We start from the raw sequence: 15,673 nt of genomic DNA on the forward strand, positions 1-15,673 counted from the left end.
TTCCCGCCCGTCAGGCAAACACTATGCAATACTGCAAGCAACACAGCGTTAATGGGCAATGAAGCCTTCAATAACTATCCTCTGACGAGGGCTTATGCGGGATTCTGCCCACCAGCCGTGTGGTGAAGTATGCCTAGATCCCCTGCCCATCGGCCAGCCATTGCAGGCCCCGATCCGTTAGAGACACCAATGACCCGGCAACTCGCTTCCACGTCACCGGCCAGTCCGCCCGACCAATCCGGTCCGCCCGGCAAACACCAGACCCGGCGCTGGTCCGGCCGGGCCCGGCGGGACTTCTTCGTCTTCCTCGCCCTGGCACTCCCCAACCTGATACTGATCGCAGTATTCACGTACCGGCCCCTCATCAGCAACATCTACTACTCAACCCTCGACTGGACCCTTGGCTCCGCATCGGCCACCGTGGTGGGAATCGACAACTACGTCACGTTCTTCACCAGCGACGACGCCCCCAAGGTACTGGGCACCACCGCCGTGTTCACACTGGTGACCGTCGGCGGCTCCATGCTGCTGGGGCTTGTCATCGCGTTAGCGCTGAACTCCAAGGTACGGGGCACCACGTTTGCCCGGTCCGCTGTCTTCGCTCCTTATGTGCTCTCCGGGGTGGGGGTTGGCCTGGTCTGGCTTTTCATCTTCGATCCGGGATACGGCGTCCTGGCCTGGATTCTCCGCGGCATCGGCCAGCAGAGCCCGCAATGGATCAACGATCCCCAGCTGTCGCTGGTGATGGTCATCCTGGTTTATGTCTGGAAAAACCTTGGCTACTGCGCCGTGGTATACCTCGCGGGCCTGCAGTCACTGCCGCAGGACGTCATGGAGGCTGCCTCGCTGGACGGGGCGAACGGATTCAGGCGCTTCCTCAGCATGTCCATCCCGCTCCTGTCCCCCACCACCTTCTTCCTCCTGATCACCACCATGCTGAGCTCACTCCAGGCGTTCGACCTGATCCGGATCATGACACCCCTCGGAACCGGCACCAGTACCCTGATCTACGAGGCCTACCTGCAGGCGTTCGGCGCGTTCAACAGGGCAGGGTACTCCGCAGCGATTTCCGTGGTCCTCTTCGCCATCCTGCTGGTCATCACTGTCCTGCAGTTGCGTTTCGTGGAACGGAAGGTGCACTACTCATGAGTTCGCTCTCTCCGGTCAACCCTGACCCAACGGCTCCCCCTGTCGCACCGTCCGAAACTTTCATCCCCCGGGACCGGCCCTTCTCGGCACGGAACCTCATCCAGACCATCGCCGGCGGCTACGTTCCCCTGCTGCTGGCAACGCTGGTGGTTTTCCTGCCCTTGCTGTGGATGATCCTGAGCTCCTTCAAGCTGCCCGGGGAAATCATCACCATGGACCTTAAAATCCTGCCGGCGAGCCTGAACCCGGAGAACTACAACATTGCGATGACTACCGTGCCGTTCGCGCAGTTCTTCATCAACAGCACCATCGTCACGGTGGTGGGCTCAACTATTAAAGTCCTGCTGGCCATCCTCACGGCCTACGCACTGGTATTCGTGCGCTTCCCCTTCAGGAACGCCATCTTCATCCTCATCCTTGTGGCCCTGATGGTCCCGCCGCAGGTCTCCATCCTGCCGAACTACATCCTGATCGCCGGGCTGGGCGGCAAGAACACCCTGTGGGGCATCATCCTGCCGGGGCTTGGCACAGCGTTCGGGACGTTCCTGCTGAGGCAGCACTTCCTGACGCTGCCTGCCTCCATCCTCGAGTCCGCCGAGATCGACGGCGCCGGGCACTGGCGCCGCCTGTGGCAGATCGTGGTCCCCGTGTCCATTCCCTCCATTGCCACCGTGGCGCTGGTGACGGTGGTCAGCGAATGGAACGAATACATCTGGCCGCTGATCATCACCGACCGTCCGGAAACCATGACGTTGCCCGTTGGCCTGACGCTGCTGCAGAACTCCGAAAGCAACGCCTCCGGCTGGGGCATCCTCATGGCCGGCGCCGTGCTGGTCATCGTGCCCATCCTGGTGGTCTTCGCAGCGCTCCAGCGTTACATCGTCGCGGGCCTCACCCAAGGCAGCGTGACCGGCTGACCCCGGCTCCGCCGTCGTTCTTCCACCCCAACAGCAAGACCTTCCTAGGCAACAACCGAAAGGAACCATCATGGCAACAAATCTGGACCGGAGGCATTTCCTGGGGCTGGCTGGCGTAACGGCCGGCGCCGCAGCGCTTTCCGCCTGCGGGGGGCCTGATACCGGCGGCACCACCACCTCAACGGAAGCCGCGGAAATCGACTTCAGCGGCGTGAAGCCGGCGGCGAAGATCGACTTCTGGACCAACCACCCGGGCAAGTCCCAGGACGTCGAGAAGGCCATCATCGAAAAGTTCCACGCGAAGTACCCGGATATCCAGATCAACCTGGTAACGGCCGGCGCGAACTACGAGGAAATCGCCCAGAAGTTCCAGACGTCCCAGGCCGCCAAATCGGGACTGCCCGGAGTAGTCGTGCTGTCCGACGTCTGGTGGTTCCGCTACTTCACCAACGGCAGCATCATTCCGGTCGACGGGCTCATCAAGGAGCTGGACATCAAGGTTGACGATTTCCGCCAGTCCCTGGTGGATGACTACAAGTACGATGACCGGCAGTGGGCGCTCCCGTACGGGCGGTCCACGCCGCTGTTCTACTACAACAAGGACCACTTCGCCGCCGCCGGCCTGCCGGACCGGGCACCGGCAACATGGCAGGAATTCGGCGAATGGGCCCCCAAGCTGAAAGCGTCCTCCGGGGCGCAGTACGCCTACATCTATCCCGCCCTGGCTGGCTACGCCGGCTGGACACTGCAGAACAATCTCTGGGGCTGGGGCGGCGCGTGGTCCAAGGATTGGGAGATCACGTGCGATTCACCCGAAGCCGTGGAAGCCCTGCAGTGGGCCCAGGACTCGATCTACAAGCACAACTGGGCCGGCGTCTCGTCCAAGGAAGCCGCTGACGACTTCTCTGCCGGCCTGACGTCCTCCACCATTTCCTCCACGGGCTCGCTTCTGGGCGTCCTGAAGTCCGCCACGTTCAACGTCGGCGTCGGCTTCCTGCCAGGCGGGCCTAAGGAGACCAGCGGCGTGTGCCCCACCGGCGGCGCAGGGCTGGGCATCCCCAGCGGCATTAGCAAAGAGGAACAGCTCGCCGCAGGAACGTTCCTGAAGTTCATGACCGAGCCGGAAAACACGGCAGCGTTCTCCGCTGCCACCGGTTACATGCCCACCCGTACGTCGGCGGACATGGCCACGGTGCTGGCACAGACTCCCCAGATCAAAACCGCCATGGACCAGCTCGCCGTGACCAAGGTCCAGGACCGGGCCCGCGTGTTCCTGCCCGGGGCTGACCAGGAGATGGCCAAGGCCGCCGCCAAGATCCTCACCCAACAGGGCGACGTGAAGGCCACCTTGACCGAGCTGAAGAAGACCCTCGAAGGCATCTACACCAAGGACGTCAAGCCCAAGCTCAAGGCCTGACCCTCCCCTCCACCTGCGACACGCAAAATCCTTGCCGCTACCGGCATTCAGGTAGCGACAGGGGTTTTGCGCGTCGGGAGCGCATTAGCGCGTCGAAACCTACGGGATCGGAACCGGTACGACGCCGAGCGGCACCAGGTGCTCCGCTCCGCCGTCGGGGGCTGAGAGTACCCAGATCCCCTTTTCGTGGACCGCAACCGAGTGCTCCCATTGGCAGGAGCGCTTGCCGTCGGTGGTCACCACTGTCCAGTCGTCCTCCAGCACGGCGGTGTCGATGCTGCCACGGACCAGCATGGGCTCGATGGCCAGGCACAGTCCGGGTTTGATCTTGGGACCGCGGTGGCTCGTGCGGTAGTTCAGGACATCCGGGGCCATGTGCATCTCGGAGCCGATGCCGTGGCCCACGTAGTCCTCCAGGATGCCCAGCGGCTTGCCCGGCACGGAGGAGACGTAGTCGTCGATGGCGGCGCCGATGTCGCCCACATGGCTTCCCGTGGCCAAGGCGGCGATGCCGCGCCACATGGCTGCCTGAGTGACGTCGGAAAGCCGCTGGTCCTCGGGGTCGGCCTGGCCCACAATGACGGTCCGTGCAGAATCGGAATGCCAGCCGTCAACAATCGCGCCGCCGTCGATCGAGATGATGTCGCCGTCCTTGAGGACCTTGCCGCCGGGGATGCCGTGCACCACTTCCTCGTTCACTGAGGTACAGATAGTGGCGGGGAAGCCGTGGTAGCCGAGGAAGTTCGACTTGGCGCCGGCCTCGTTCAGCACTGCGGCGAAGACGTCGTCCAGCTGCTTGGTGGTAACGCCTGGAGCGGCTGCGGCCACCGCTGCGTCCAGCGCACGGTTCAGCACCAGCCCGGCGTCGCGCATGATGCGCATCTGGGCGTTGGTCTTGTATTCGATACGGGGCTGGCCGAAGGCCATGGTGTGTCCTCTCAATGGCTGAGGCTCCTCCCGGATGCCGGGAGGAGCCTCGGAAAAGCATGTTGCGGGCTTAGGCGGCCTGGGCTGCCTTGATGGCCTGCATCACGCGGTCGGTGACCTCGTCGATGCCGCCGATGCCGTCAACCTGGGTCAGGATGCCGCGTTCGGCATACTTGGCCACAACGGCCTCGGTCTGCTCGTGGTACAGGTCCAGGCGGTGGCGGATAACGGCTTCGTTGTCGTCGCTCCGGCCGGTTTCCTTGGCACGGCCCAACAGGCGCGAGACGAGTTCCTCGTCGTCGGCCGTGAGCTGCAGGACGACGTCGAGCTTTTCTTCGCTGTTCGCGAGGATCCCGTCCAGGTAGTCCACCTGCGCCGTGGTGCGCGGGTAGCCGTCCAGGAGGAAGCCGTTCTCGACGTCGGACTCGCTGAGGCGGTCGCGGACCATCTTGTTGGTGACGCTGTCCGGAACAAAGTCCCCGGCGTCCATGTACTTCTTGGCCTCGATGCCAAGAGGCGTTTCGCCCTTCACGTTGGCGCGGAAGATATCACCGGTGGAAATCGCCACGACGCCGAGGCGCTCCGAAATACGTTCCGCTTGCGTTCCTTTTCCGGAACCGGGGGGTCCAATAATCAACATTTTCGTCATCGCAAAAGCCCTTCGTAGTGACGTTGCTGTAGCTGCGCATCTATTTGCTTGACGGTTTCAAGGCCAACGCCCACCATGATCAGGATCGAGGTGCCACCGAACGGGAAGTTCTGGTTCGCGTTGATCAGTACCAGCGCCACCAGCGGAATCAGTGCCACGAAGCCCAGGTACAGGGCGCCGGGCAGCGTGATCCGGGAGAGCACGTACTGCAGGTAATCCGCGGTCGGTTTTCCGGCACGGATACCCGGGATGAAACCGCCGTACTTCTTCATGTTGTCCGAGACCTCTTCAGGGTTGAAGGTGATCGCGACATAGAAGTAGGTGAAGAACACGATCATGGCGAAGTACAGCGCCATGTAGATCGGGTGGTCTCCTCGGGTCAGGTTGTTGTTGATCCACTCAACCCACGGCGCGAGCGCCTCGCCCGCTTTGGGCTGGTTGAACTGTGAGATCAGTCCCGGCAGGTAGAGCATGGAGGATGCGAAGATCACGGGGATCACGCCTGCCATGTTCACCTTGATGGGGATGTAGGTGTTGGTGCCGCCGACGGTCCGGCGTCCGATCATTCGCTTGGCGTACTGCACCGGGACACGGCGCTGGGACTGCTCCACGAAGACCACCAGGGCAACCGTCACCAGGCCGATGACCAGGACCATAAAGAACGTGCCCGGGCCCTGTGAGCTCCAGATGGCGCCCAGGGACGTGGGGAACGTTGCGGCGATGGAGGTGAAGATGAGCAGCGACATGCCGTTGCCCACACCCTTTTCGGTGACGAGTTCGCCCATCCACATGATGAGTCCGGTACCGGCGGTCAGCGTGATGATCAGCAGGATGGTGGTGATGATGCTGTCGTCAGGAATGATCGGCAGGGCACAGCCCGGAAGCAACTGGCCTGAACGTGCCAGCGACACCAGCGTCGTGGCGTTCAGCAGGCCTAGGGCAATGGTGAGGTAACGCGTGTACTGGGTGAGCTGGGACTGCCCGGAGGCGCCCTCCTCGTACAGCTCCTGGAACCGGGGAATGACCACCCGGAGCAGCTGCACGATGATGCTGGCCGTGATGTACGGCATGATGCCCAGCGCGAAGATGGACACCTGAAGCAAGGCACCGCCGCTGAACAGGTTGACGAGCTGATAAAGCCCGCCAGCGGTCTGACCGTTCTGCAAGCATTGCTGGACATTCTGGTAGTTCACACCAGGCGAGGGGATGAATGCACCCAAGCGGAAGATTGTGATGATTGCCAGCGTGAACAACAACTTGCGTCGCAGGTCAGGCGTGCGAAAGGCCCGGCCAAATGCGCTAAGCAAGCGTCCTCCTGTGTTGTATATAAGCGTGGTGTGATGGGGGACAATAATCCCAACAACAGAGTCTAACGGGTGGATTGGCCATGCGAACAATCCAAGAACCCGCGCTTGCGGCGAACGGCCGAAAATGGTCGGCCAGTGGATGTGAAAAAAACTCCCAGCGTGCAGGGCCCTGGGGGCCTTGCACGCCGGGAGTTCACAACGGGCGTTCGCCCACCGTCTACTAGAGAGCGGTGGTGCTGCCGCCTGCTGCTGCAATCTTATCTGCGGCGCTGGCCGAGAATGCGTGGACGGTGACGTCAACCTTGACGGTGATGTCGCCGGTGCCAAGCACCTTGACGGGCTGGTTCTTGCGAACGGCACCCTTCTCGACCAGGTTCTCCACGGTGACTGTGCCACCTTCGGGGAACAGCTCGTTGAGCTTGTCCAGGTTTACAACCTGGAACTCAACCCGGAACGGGTTCTTGAAGCCGCGCAGCTTCGGCAGGCGCATGTGCAGCGGCAACTGGCCGCCGGCAAAGCCAGCCTTGATCTGGTAGCGGGCCTTCGTACCCTTGGTACCGCGACCAGCGGTCTTACCCTTGGAACCTTCACCACGACCAACTCGGGTCTTGGCGGTCTTGGCACCCGGGGCGGGACGCAGGTGGTGAACCTTCAGTGTGTTCTGCTTTTCAGCAGTCTCTGCGGCGATCTTTTTCTCTGCCATTTACTTCGCCTCCTCTACCTTTACCAGGTGCGGAACCGTGTTGAGCATTCCAACAGTCACGGCGTCGGCGGTGCGGACAACGGTATGTCCGATCCGCTTCAGGCCGAGGGACCGAAGGGTGTCGCGCTGGTTCTGCTTGCCGCCAATGGCGGACTTGATCTGAGTGATCTCCAACTGAAGGTCGGAGGGAATCAGGTTCTTAGCCATGGCTTAGACACCCGCCTTCTGGTTCAGGATTGCCTTCACCATTGCCGGCGGAGCAACCTCGTCCAGCGGCAGGCCGCGGCGTGCTGCCACTGCTGCCGGCTCTTCGAGCTGCTTCAGCGCAGCAACAGTCGCGTGAACGATGTTGATGGCGTTGGAGGAACCCAGCGACTTGGAGAGGATGTCGTGGATGCCCACGCACTCCAAGATGGCGCGGACCGGACCACCGGCAATAACACCGGTACCGGCGGAAGCCGGACGCAGCATTACGACGCCGGCAGCGGCCTCACCCTGAACGCGGTGCGGGATGGTGTTCCCAATCCGGGGAACGCGGAAGAAGGACTTCTTGGCCTCTTCAACGCCCTTCGCGATTGCAGCGGGAACTTCCTTAGCCTTGCCGTAGCCGACGCCGACCATGCCGTTACCGTCACCAACGACGACCAGAGCGGTGAAGCTGAAGCGACGACCGCCCTTGACCACCTTGGAAACGCGGTTGATGGTGACAACGCGTTCAATGAACTGGCTCTTCTCGGCTTCGCGGCCGCCGTCGCGGCCACCACGGCCACCACGGCCGCCGTCGCGACCGCCCTGGCCCTTGTCGCCACGCTCGCCACGACGAGCGCCACCACGGCGGTCATCGGCAGCAGCTGCGGGCGCAGTGGCCGGAGCAGCTACGGCTTCAGTAGCCTTCTGATCTGCAGACACAGTGTCCTTTTCCTTGTTTGCTTCCGTCACAGTGACAGCCCACCTTCACGTGCGCCGTCAGCGACAGCAGCAATCCGGCCGTGGTACTTGTTACCACCGCGGTCGAAGACAACAGCTTCGATACCGGCAGCCTTGGCACGAGCGGCAACGAGCTCGCCAACGCGCTTGGCCTTGGCGGTCTTGTCGCCTTCGAATGCACGAAGGTCGGCTTCCAGTGTGGAGGCGCTTGCTACGGTCAGGCCCTTGGTGTCATCGACAACCTGGACGAATACGTGGCGTGCGGAGCGGTTGACGACCAGACGAGGACGTACAGCCGTGCCGGAGATGCGCTTGCGGATACGAAGCTGGCGGCGGCTGCGCGAAGCAGACTTGCTCTTGTTCGTACGCTTCTTGTTAATTGAGATGGCCATGGTTACTTACCAGCCTTTCCGACCTTGCGGCGGATGACTTCGCCTGCGTAGCGGATGCCCTTGCCCTTGTAGGGGTCCGGCTTCCGCAGCTTGCGAATGTTGGCAGCAACCTCGCCGACCTGCTGCTTGTTGATACCTGAAACAGAGAGCTTGGTCGGGGTCTCAACTGCAAAGGTGATGCCGTCCGGTGCGGTGACATTTACCGGGTGGCTGTAGCCGAGAGCGAACTCAAGGTCAGATCCCTTGGCCTGAACGCGGTAACCAGTACCAACGATTTCAAGCTTCTTCTCGTAGCCCTTGGTAACGCCCTCGATCATGTTGGAGATCAGGGTGCGGGTCAGGCCGTGGAGTGAACGGGAGGCGCGCTCGTCGTTCGGGCGGGCGACAGTCAGGGTCTCTGCTTCCAGGGAAACCTCGATCGGGCTGGCCACAGTGTGGTTCAGCTCGCCTTTGGCACCCTTGACGCTGACGACAGAGCCGTCAACCTTGACCTCAACGCCGGCAGGAACGGTGATGGGGAGACGTCCAATACGTGACATTATTCTCTTCCTTTCCCGTTACCAGACGTAGGCGAGGACTTCGCCGCCCACGCCCTTCTTGCCGGCTTGCTTATCAGTCAAGAGGCCGGAAGAGGTGGACAGGATTGCGACACCCAGGCCACCGAGCACGTGCGGGAGGTTGGTGGACTTTGCGTAAACACGCAGGCCCGGCTTGGAAATACGGCGAACGCCAGCGATTGAACGCTCGCGGTTCGGTCCGAACTTAAGGTCCAGGGTCAGCTTCTTGCCAACCTCTGCGTCTTCTTCTTTCCAGGAGGCGATGTAACCTTCAGCCTTCAGGATGTCGGCAACGCGTGCCTTGAGCTTGCTGTACGGCATGGACACGGAATCGTGGTAAGCCGAGTTTGCATTGCGCAGACGCGTAAGCATGTCTGCGACCGGATCAGTCATTGTCATTTGGGCTCTTGCCCTTCCTCATAACGGTTTCCTCGCTGCTGCATGAAGCATCAGCGAAGGACCTGTTACGTAGTTAGATTAGTCTTCGGCCTTGAACGGGAAACCAAGCGCCTTGAGCAGCGCGCGGCCTTCGTCATCGGTCTTGGCGGTGGTTACAACCGTGATGTCCATGCCGCGAACGCGGTCAATGGAATCCTGGTCGATTTCGTGGAACATAACCTGCTCGGTCAGACCGAAGGTGTAGTTGCCGTTGCCGTCGAACTGCTTGCCACTGAGGCCGCGGAAGTCGCGGATACGGGGCAGAGCCAGCGTGACCAGACGATCCAGGAATTCCCACATGCGGTCTCCACGCAGAGTTGCGTGTGCGCCGATGGGCATGCCTTCGCGCAGCTTGAACTGTGCGATCGACTTGCGGGCCTTGGTTACCTGCGGCTTCTGGCCGGTGATCAGGGTCAGATCGCGGACAGCGCCGTCGATCAGCTTGGAGTCCTTAGCGGCATCTCCAACACCCATGTTCACAACGACCTTCACCAGGCGGGGAACCTGGTTAACGTTGCTGTACTTGAATTCCTCAACGAGCGTGCTCTTGATGGAATCGGCGTACTTGGTCTTCAGACGAGGAACGATCTTCGCTGCCGGAGTCTCGAGAGTCTCAGTCATTAGATGTCCTTCCCGGAGCTCTTGGCCACGCGGACACGCACGTCGCGCTTCACGCCATTGCGCTCCACGGTCTCGGTGCGGAAACCAACGCGGGTGGGCTTCTTGGTGGACGGGTCAACCAGAGCCACGTTGGAGATGTGGACCGAAGCTTCTACGACCTCGATGCCACCAGTCTTGGTGCCGCGCTGCGACTGACCGGCCTTCGTGTGCTTGGTTACGCGGTTAATGCCTTCGACCAACACGCGGTTGGTCTCCGGGAATACGCGCAGAACCTTGCCCTGCTTGCCTTTGTCGCCGCCGCGCTCAGCCTTGGCGCCAGTGATGACCTGAACGAGGTCACCCTTTTTGATCTTAGCCATGGACTAGAGCACCTCCGGAGCCAGAGAAACGATCTTCATGAACTTCTTGTCACGAAGTTCACGACCAACCGGTCCGAAGATACGGGTACCGCGGGGGTCACCGTCAGCCTTCAGGATCACAGCTGCGTTCTCGTCAAACTTGATATAGGAACCATCCGCACGGCGGCGTTCCTTCTTGGTACGGACGATGACTGCCTTAACAACATCGCCCTTCTTTACGTTGCCGCCCGGAATTGCATCCTTGACGGTAGCGACGATGACGTCGCCAATGCCTGCGTAGCGACGGCCAGATCCACCGAGAACGCGAATGGTAAGGATTTCCTTAGCACCCGTGTTGTCGGCGACCTTGAGTCGCGACTCCTGCTGAATCACTATTTACTCCTTGCGTCGCGCCGGTTCTCAGACCGAAAATCTTCCTACGGAATGAGCCTTGCGGAACGGTTGATCGGGGTGTCTCTTGACCTGCCTGGATTTTGCCAGACCAGGCCTAAACGCCCGTGCCAAAAACATTTGCTTCCCAAGCGGATCCGGACAGGTCCAAAGCACGAGGGGGCACTATGCCGTGGCACGATTGTTTACGAGGTTGATGACGGCGCACAGAGGGCGCCATACAAACTCAATATCCTAGCACAGTTAGGGCAATCTCCCATATCACACGGCGGCAGCCAGAGCACAACTGCTGGACACCAGTAAGCGCCGCAGAGCCGGCAAGGCACGACGGCGTCACGCACGGCACGCTTTCGGCCCGCCGGCGGTGCCGCTCCCCCGGAAACCCGGCCTCCCGCCGTCGGCCGTCCCCCAAAAACCTGCTCCGCGTGGCACACCCAGACAGCTCAACCGCCGCCAAATACGGAAACCCCCGCTCCCAAAAGGGAACGGGGGTTTCCGGTGCAGTACCTGCAAGCAGGCTGCGGGGTGTTACTTGGCCTTTTCGAGGATCTCGACCAGACGCCACCGCTTGGTAGCGGACAGCGGGCGGGTCTCGGCGAGGAGAACGAGGTCGCCGATGCCGGCGCTGTTCTCTTCGTCGTGAGCCTTGATCTTCGTGTTGCGGCGGATGACTTTGCCGTACAAAGCGTGCTTTACGCGGTCTTCTACCTGGACAACGATGGTCTTTTCCATCTTGTCCGAGACTACGTAGCCACGCTTCGTCTTACGGTCACCGCGTTCGCCAGCCGTAGCTGCTGCGGAAACAGTTTCCGTCACGTTCTCGTCCTTTTCACTCACTTGGCATCCTCCTCGGCCTCAACCGTTTCAGCCGTTTCGGCTTTCTTGGTTGCAGCCTTTTTGGACTTCTTCTCTTCCTTGGCTTCCACAACCGGTGCGGCAACCTCGGCACGAATGCCCAGCTCGCGCTCACGGAGAACGGTGTAGATACGTGCGATGTCCTTCTTTACCGCGCGCAGACGACCGTGGTTCTCCAGCTGACCGGTGGCGGACTGGAAACGCAGGTTGAACAGCTCTTCCTTAGCCTTACGGAGTTCTTCAACGAGTCGCTCGTTGTCGAACGTGTCCAGCTGTGCGGATGCAAGTTCCTTGGATCCTACTGACATTTCTATTCACCACCTTCGCGACGCAAAATGCGTGCCTTCAACGGGAGCTTGTGGATTGCCAGGCGCAGGGCCTCGCGAGCTACCGATTCCTCGACGCCGGAGATCTCAAAGAGAACCCGGCCCGGCTTGACGTTTGAGACCCACCATTCCGGCGAACCCTTACCGGAACCCATGCGGGTTTCGGCCGGCTTCTTGGTGATCGGACGGTCCGGGTAAATGTTGATCCAGACCTTACCGCCACGCTTGATGTGGCGGGTCATCGCGATACGGGCAGACTCGATCTGACGGTTAGTGACGTATGCCGGGCTCAGAGCCTGGATACCCCACTCACCGAAGGAGACCTTGGTGCCGCCCGTAGCAGCGCCGGAACGACCCGGGTGGTGCTGCTTACGGTGCTTGACTCGACGTGGGATAAGCATTTAAGCCTGTCCTCCTTCTACTGCAGCAGGTGCAGCCTCAACTGCCGGAGCCTCGGCAGCCGGAGCTGCCTCTGCTGCCGGACGGTCGGTACGACGGCGGCGGTCACCACGGTCAGCGCCGCCGGCGCCACCCGGGCGGCCCGGACGGTCGCTGGGACCGCGGCCACGGGACGGAGCAGCAGCTGCCTGCTGAGCCAGTTCCTTGGCGGTGACGTCACCCTTGTAGATCCAGACCTTCACGCCGATGCGGCCGAAGGTGGTCTTGGCCTCGTAGAAGCCGTAGTCGATGTTCGCACGGAGGGTGTGCAGGGGCACACGGCCTTCGCGGTAGAACTCCGAGCGGGACATTTCTGCGCCACCCAGTCGACCGGAGCAGGCGATACGGATGCCCTTGGCACCTGCACGCTGAGCGGACTGCATGGCCTTCTTCATCGCACGGCGGAAAGCCACGCGGGAAGTCAGCTGCTCAGCAACGCCCTGGGCAACAAGCTGTGCTTCCATCTCGGGGTTCTTGACCTCGAGGATGTTCAGCTGGACCTGCTTGCCCGTCAGCTTCTCAAGCTCGCCGCGGATGCGGTCTGCTTCAGCGCCGCGGCGGCCGATAACGATGCCGGGACGTGCCGTGTGGATATCCACGCGGACACGGTCACGGGTGCGCTCGATCTCAACCTTGGCGATACCGGCGCGCTCCATGCCAACTGACATGAGCTGGCGGATACGGATGTCTTCGCGAACGAAGTCCTTGTACCGCTGTCCGGGCTTGGTGCTGTCAGCGAACCAGTGCGATACGTGATCGGTGGTGATGCCGAGTCGGAACCCGTGCGGGTTAACTTTCTGTCCCACTTAGCGAGCCTCCTCTTTCTCAGGTGTAGCGACTACCACAGTGATGTGGCTGGTGCGCTTCTTGATCTGAAATGCACGACCCTGAGCACGCGGCTGGAACCGCTTCATGGTCGGGCCTTCATCAACGAACATTTCGCTGATGATGAGGTCGCTTTCGTCAAACGAAACACCGTCGCGGTCCGCGAGGGACCGGGCGTTTGCGATTGCCGACTGTACTACCTTGAATACCGGCTCCGAAGCTGCCTGGGGGGCAAACTTCAGAATTGCCAGAGCCTCATTCGCTTGCTTACCACGAACAAGGTTGACGACGCGCCGGGCCTTCATAGGCGTTACGCGGATGTGACGCGCAATTGCCTTGGCTTCCATTGCTTTCCTTCTCTCGTCTTTGACGTAAGTGCAGGCGCCTAGCGGCGCTTGCCCTTACGGTCGTCCTTGACATGGCCGCGGAATGTCCGCGTGGGAGCGAATTCGCCGAGCTTGTGCCCGACCATCGACTCAGTGACAAACACCGGAATGTGCTTGCGTCCGTCGTGTACGGCGATCGTGTGCCCAAGCATGTTGGGGATGATCATCGAACGGCGGGACCAGGTCTTGATGACGTTCTTGGTGCCCTTTTCGTTTTCCCTGTCCACCTTTACAAAGAGGTGCTGGTCAACGAAAGGACCTTTTTTCAGGCTGCGTGGCATGTGTCCAGGCTCCTATCGCTTGTTCTTGCCAGTACGACGGCGACGAACAATAAGCTTGTCGCTCTCTTTGTTGGGACGCCGGGTGCGGCCTTCCCGCTTACCGTTCGGGTTGACGGGGTGACGTCCACCGGACGTCTTACCCTCGCCACCACCGTGCGGGTGGTCAACCGGGTTCATCGCGACACCACGGACGGTCGGGCGAACGCCCTTCCAGCGCATGCGGCCGGCCTTACCCCAGTTGATGTTCGACTGCTCGGCGTTGCCGACCTCGCCGACGGTTGCGCGGCAGCGCACGTCAACGTTGCGGATTTCGCCGGAAGGCAGACGCAGCTGGGCGAAGCGGCCTTCCTTTGCTACAAGCTGGATCGATGCGCCGGCGGAGCGGCCCATCTTGGCGCCGCCACCCGGACGCAGTTCAACTGCGTGGATTACGGTACCAACCGGGATGTTGAGCAGCGGCAGGTTGTTACCGGGCTTGATATCAGCACCGGAACCTGCCTCAACGACGTCACCCTGGGAGAGCTTGTTCGGCGCGATGATGTAACGCTTGGTGCCATCAACGTAGTGCAGGAGGGCGATGCGAGCCGTACGGTTCGGATCGTACTCGATTTCGGCAACGCGGGCGTTGACGCCGTCTTTGTCGTGGCGACGGAAGTCGATCAGACGGTACTGGCGCTTGTGGCCACCACCCTTGTGACGGGTCGTGATCTTACCGGAGTTGTTACGGCCGCCCTTTTTGGGCAGCGGACGTACCAACGACTTTTCCGGCGTCGACCGCGTGATTTCGGTGAAGTCCGCTACGCTCGAGCCACGACGGCCCGGGGTAGTCGGCTTGTATTTACGGATTCCCATAATTTATTTCCTCGTTAAAGTGGTCTCCGCTACGAGAGCGGACCGCCGAAGATGTCGATGGTGCCTTCTTTGAGGCTCACAATTGCACGCTTGGTGTTCTTGCGGGTACCCCATCCGAATTTGGTGCGCTTGCGCTTACCGGCACGGTTGATGGTGTTGATCGATTCGACCTTGACGGAGAAAATCTTCTCCACGGCCAGCTTGATCTCGGTCTTGTTCGAGCGGGGGTCCACCAGGAAGGTGTACTTGCCCTCATCGATCAGGCCGTAGCTTTTTTCCGATACGACGGGTGCAAGCACGACGTCGCGCGGGTCTTTGATGGTGGCTGCACTCACTTGGCATCCTCCTCGTTCTTTGCTACTGCCCGGTCAGCAACGAATGCTTCGTAGGCAGCCTTGGTGAAGACAACGTCGTCAGAGACGAGTACGTCGTAGGTGTTCAGCTGGTCTGCGTACAGAACGTGAACACCGGCGAGGTTGCGCACGGAAAGTGCTGCAACATCGTTGGCGCGCTCGATGACAACCAGCAGGTTCTTGCGCTCGGAAACTCCGCGCAGCGTTGCCAGTGCGTTCTTGACGGACGGCTTGGTGCCCTCCACCAGTTCGGCAACAACGTGGATGCGTCCGTTGCGTGCCCGGTCAGAGAGTGCGCCGCGCAGTGCAGCAGCAATCATCTTCTTGGGGGTGCGCTGGCTGTAGTCACGCGGTGTGGGACCGTGGACTACGCCACCACCGGTCATGTGAGGAGCACGGATTGAACCCTGACGGGCGCGGCCGGTGCCCTTCTGCTTGAACGGCTTGCGACCTGCACCGGAAACTTCGGCGCGGGTCTTGGTTTTGTGGGTACCCTGGCGAGCAGCAGCGAGCTGGGCTACGACGACCTGGTGCAGCAGCGGCACGTTGGTCTGAACATCGAAGATCTCTGCAGGCAGGTCAACCTTGACAGTGCTAGTCATTG

General features: G+C 61.2%; 24 protein-coding genes. 3 read left to right on the plus strand and 21 right to left on the minus strand.

All coding sequences use genetic code 11. The annotated features are described in order from the left end of the window. Nucleotides 1-189 precede the first annotated feature (189 nt). The 3 genes from ACX80X_RS09680 to ACX80X_RS09690 all read left to right on the plus strand — a co-directional run bounded on the left by ACX80X_RS09680 (nucleotide 190) and on the right by ACX80X_RS09690 (nucleotide 3,483). Nucleotides 190-1,149: a carbohydrate ABC transporter permease gene (locus ACX80X_RS09680; protein WP_252567634.1), complete on the plus strand. Its 960-nt coding sequence runs from the start codon at nucleotides 190-192 to the stop codon at nucleotides 1,147-1,149. Beyond that, nucleotides 1,146-2,066, plus strand: a complete 921-nt coding sequence (locus tag ACX80X_RS09685) for a carbohydrate ABC transporter permease (protein ID WP_252614130.1) — start codon at nucleotides 1,146-1,148, stop codon at nucleotides 2,064-2,066. The genes ACX80X_RS09680 and ACX80X_RS09685 overlap by 4 nt, the downstream gene beginning before the upstream one ends. 70 nt (nucleotides 2,067-2,136) lie before the next feature. Beyond that, entirely contained in the window at nucleotides 2,137-3,483 is a 1,347-nt protein-coding gene (locus ACX80X_RS09690) for an ABC transporter substrate-binding protein (protein ID WP_252598400.1), read from the plus strand. Nucleotides 3,484-3,582: 99 nt separating this feature from the next. Here ACX80X_RS09690 and map read toward each other — a convergent pair whose 3' ends face one another. The 21 genes from map to rplD form a co-directional block, all read right to left on the minus strand. After that, nucleotides 3,583-4,410: a type I methionyl aminopeptidase gene (gene map / locus ACX80X_RS09695; RefSeq protein WP_252598401.1), complete on the minus strand. Its 828-nt coding sequence runs from the start codon at nucleotides 4,408-4,410 to the stop codon at nucleotides 3,583-3,585. Nucleotides 4,411-4,480: 70 nt separating this feature from the next. Beyond that, the gene (locus ACX80X_RS09700; protein ID WP_181037244.1) at nucleotides 4,481-5,050 is read right to left on the minus strand and encodes an adenylate kinase; all 570 of its coding nucleotides are present in this window, start codon (nucleotides 5,048-5,050) and stop codon (nucleotides 4,481-4,483) included. Between the two features lie 5 nt (nucleotides 5,051-5,055). Beyond that, nucleotides 5,056-6,366, minus strand: coding sequence for a preprotein translocase subunit SecY (secY, locus tag ACX80X_RS09705; protein WP_252598402.1), 1,311 nt, complete (start codon nucleotides 6,364-6,366; stop codon nucleotides 5,056-5,058). 220 nt (nucleotides 6,367-6,586) lie between these two features. Then, nucleotides 6,587-7,069 carry a 50S ribosomal protein L15 gene (gene rplO, locus ACX80X_RS09710; protein ID WP_459311877.1) on the minus strand — a complete coding sequence of 161 codons (483 nt, stop codon included), beginning with the start codon at nucleotides 7,067-7,069 and terminating at the stop codon, nucleotides 6,587-6,589. Then, a complete protein-coding gene (rpmD, locus tag ACX80X_RS09715; RefSeq protein WP_056344352.1) occupies nucleotides 7,070-7,276 on the minus strand; it encodes a 50S ribosomal protein L30 in 207 nt (68 codons plus the stop codon). Nucleotides 7,277-7,279: 3 nt separating this feature from the next. Then, nucleotides 7,280-8,008, minus strand: a complete 729-nt coding sequence (rpsE, locus tag ACX80X_RS09720; RefSeq protein ID WP_252598403.1) for a 30S ribosomal protein S5 — start codon at nucleotides 8,006-8,008, stop codon at nucleotides 7,280-7,282. Next, nucleotides 8,005-8,388 carry a 50S ribosomal protein L18 gene (rplR, locus tag ACX80X_RS09725; protein ID WP_056344358.1) on the minus strand — a complete coding sequence of 128 codons (384 nt, stop codon included), beginning with the start codon at nucleotides 8,386-8,388 and terminating at the stop codon, nucleotides 8,005-8,007. The genes rpsE and rplR overlap by 4 nt, the downstream gene beginning before the upstream one ends. A gap of 2 nt (nucleotides 8,389-8,390) precedes the next feature. Beyond that, the gene (rplF, locus tag ACX80X_RS09730; RefSeq protein WP_056344361.1) at nucleotides 8,391-8,927 is read right to left on the minus strand and encodes a 50S ribosomal protein L6; all 537 of its coding nucleotides are present in this window, start codon (nucleotides 8,925-8,927) and stop codon (nucleotides 8,391-8,393) included. An 18-nt stretch (nucleotides 8,928-8,945) separates the two neighbouring features. After that, complete coding sequence (gene rpsH / locus ACX80X_RS09735; RefSeq protein ID WP_056344363.1) at nucleotides 8,946-9,344, minus strand: 30S ribosomal protein S8; 399 nt, start codon at nucleotides 9,342-9,344, stop codon at nucleotides 8,946-8,948. Nucleotides 9,345-9,422: 78 nt separating this feature from the next. Further along, nucleotides 9,423-10,004 (minus strand): 50S ribosomal protein L5, encoded by a 582-nt coding sequence (gene rplE, locus ACX80X_RS09740; protein WP_056344366.1) that lies wholly within the window; start codon nucleotides 10,002-10,004, stop codon nucleotides 9,423-9,425. Further along, nucleotides 10,004-10,363 carry a 50S ribosomal protein L24 gene (gene rplX, locus ACX80X_RS09745; RefSeq protein ID WP_056344369.1) on the minus strand — a complete coding sequence of 120 codons (360 nt, stop codon included), beginning with the start codon at nucleotides 10,361-10,363 and terminating at the stop codon, nucleotides 10,004-10,006. Before rplX ends, rplE begins: the two co-directional genes overlap by 1 nt. 3 nt (nucleotides 10,364-10,366) lie before the next feature. After that, nucleotides 10,367-10,735 (minus strand): 50S ribosomal protein L14, encoded by a 369-nt coding sequence (gene rplN, locus ACX80X_RS09750; protein WP_024366126.1) that lies wholly within the window; start codon nucleotides 10,733-10,735, stop codon nucleotides 10,367-10,369. A gap of 546 nt (nucleotides 10,736-11,281) precedes the next feature. Continuing rightward, complete coding sequence (gene rpsQ / locus ACX80X_RS09755) at nucleotides 11,282-11,590, minus strand: 30S ribosomal protein S17 (protein ID WP_056344371.1); 309 nt, start codon at nucleotides 11,588-11,590, stop codon at nucleotides 11,282-11,284. Next, a complete protein-coding gene (gene rpmC, locus ACX80X_RS09760) occupies nucleotides 11,587-11,916 on the minus strand; it encodes a 50S ribosomal protein L29 (protein WP_252569497.1) in 330 nt (109 codons plus the stop codon). Before rpmC ends, rpsQ begins: the two co-directional genes overlap by 4 nt. A gap of 2 nt (nucleotides 11,917-11,918) precedes the next feature. Then, nucleotides 11,919-12,335: a 50S ribosomal protein L16 gene (rplP, locus tag ACX80X_RS09765; RefSeq protein ID WP_056344375.1), complete on the minus strand. Its 417-nt coding sequence runs from the start codon at nucleotides 12,333-12,335 to the stop codon at nucleotides 11,919-11,921. Beyond that, entirely contained in the window at nucleotides 12,336-13,178 is an 843-nt protein-coding gene (rpsC, locus tag ACX80X_RS09770; protein WP_056344378.1) for a 30S ribosomal protein S3, read from the minus strand. Then, nucleotides 13,179-13,544: a 50S ribosomal protein L22 gene (gene rplV, locus ACX80X_RS09775; RefSeq protein ID WP_056344381.1), complete on the minus strand. Its 366-nt coding sequence runs from the start codon at nucleotides 13,542-13,544 to the stop codon at nucleotides 13,179-13,181. Nucleotides 13,545-13,582: 38 nt separating this feature from the next. Next, complete coding sequence (gene rpsS, locus ACX80X_RS09780; RefSeq protein ID WP_056344384.1) at nucleotides 13,583-13,864, minus strand: 30S ribosomal protein S19; 282 nt, start codon at nucleotides 13,862-13,864, stop codon at nucleotides 13,583-13,585. Nucleotides 13,865-13,876: 12 nt separating this feature from the next. Then, complete coding sequence (gene rplB / locus ACX80X_RS09785) at nucleotides 13,877-14,716, minus strand: 50S ribosomal protein L2 (RefSeq protein WP_056344386.1); 840 nt, start codon at nucleotides 14,714-14,716, stop codon at nucleotides 13,877-13,879. Between the two features lie 29 nt (nucleotides 14,717-14,745). Further along, a complete protein-coding gene (gene rplW, locus ACX80X_RS09790; RefSeq protein WP_018773664.1) occupies nucleotides 14,746-15,051 on the minus strand; it encodes a 50S ribosomal protein L23 in 306 nt (101 codons plus the stop codon). Beyond that, nucleotides 15,048-15,671 (minus strand): 50S ribosomal protein L4, encoded by a 624-nt coding sequence (gene rplD / locus ACX80X_RS09795; protein WP_056344389.1) that lies wholly within the window; start codon nucleotides 15,669-15,671, stop codon nucleotides 15,048-15,050. Before rplD ends, rplW begins: the two co-directional genes overlap by 4 nt. Nucleotides 15,672-15,673: the final 2 nt, after the last annotated feature.

The organism is Pseudarthrobacter sp. MDT3-1 (genome assembly GCF_054510755.1).

Coding starts and splice junctions, on each gene's coding strand:
- ACX80X_RS09680 (WP_252567634.1), top strand. CDS start 190: ATGACCCGGCAACTCGCTTCCACGTCACCGGCCAGTCCGCCCGACCAA.
- ACX80X_RS09685 (WP_252614130.1), top strand. CDS start 1,146: ATGAGTTCGCTCTCTCCGGTCAACCCTGACCCAACGGCTCCCCCTGTC.
- ACX80X_RS09690 (WP_252598400.1), top strand. CDS start 2,137: ATGGCAACAAATCTGGACCGGAGGCATTTCCTGGGGCTGGCTGGCGTA.
- map (WP_252598401.1), bottom strand. CDS start 4,410: ATGGCCTTCGGCCAGCCCCGTATCGAATACAAGACCAACGCCCAGATG.
- ACX80X_RS09700 (WP_181037244.1), bottom strand. CDS start 5,050: ATGTTGATTATTGGACCCCCCGGTTCCGGAAAAGGAACGCAAGCGGAA.
- rplO (WP_459311877.1), bottom strand. CDS start 7,069: ATGGCAGAGAAAAAGATCGCCGCAGAGACTGCTGAAAAGCAGAACACA.
- rpmD (WP_056344352.1), bottom strand. CDS start 7,276: ATGGCTAAGAACCTGATTCCCTCCGACCTTCAGTTGGAGATCACTCAG.
- rplR (WP_056344358.1), bottom strand. CDS start 8,388: ATGGCCATCTCAATTAACAAGAAGCGTACGAACAAGAGCAAGTCTGCT.
- rplF (WP_056344361.1), bottom strand. CDS start 8,927: ATGTCACGTATTGGACGTCTCCCCATCACCGTTCCTGCCGGCGTTGAG.
- rpsH (WP_056344363.1), bottom strand. CDS start 9,344: ATGACAATGACTGATCCGGTCGCAGACATGCTTACGCGTCTGCGCAAT.
- rplE (WP_056344366.1), bottom strand. CDS start 10,004: ATGACTGAGACTCTCGAGACTCCGGCAGCGAAGATCGTTCCTCGTCTG.
- rplX (WP_056344369.1), bottom strand. CDS start 10,363: ATGGCTAAGATCAAAAAGGGTGACCTCGTTCAGGTCATCACTGGCGCC.
- rpmC (WP_252569497.1), bottom strand. CDS start 11,916: ATGTCAGTAGGATCCAAGGAACTTGCATCCGCACAGCTGGACACGTTC.
- rplP (WP_056344375.1), bottom strand. CDS start 12,335: ATGCTTATCCCACGTCGAGTCAAGCACCGTAAGCAGCACCACCCGGGT.
- rplV (WP_056344381.1), bottom strand. CDS start 13,544: ATGGAAGCCAAGGCAATTGCGCGTCACATCCGCGTAACGCCTATGAAG.
- rpsS (WP_056344384.1), bottom strand. CDS start 13,864: ATGCCACGCAGCCTGAAAAAAGGTCCTTTCGTTGACCAGCACCTCTTT.
- rplB (WP_056344386.1), bottom strand. CDS start 14,716: ATGGGAATCCGTAAATACAAGCCGACTACCCCGGGCCGTCGTGGCTCG.
- rplD (WP_056344389.1), bottom strand. CDS start 15,671: ATGACTAGCACTGTCAAGGTTGACCTGCCTGCAGAGATCTTCGATGTT.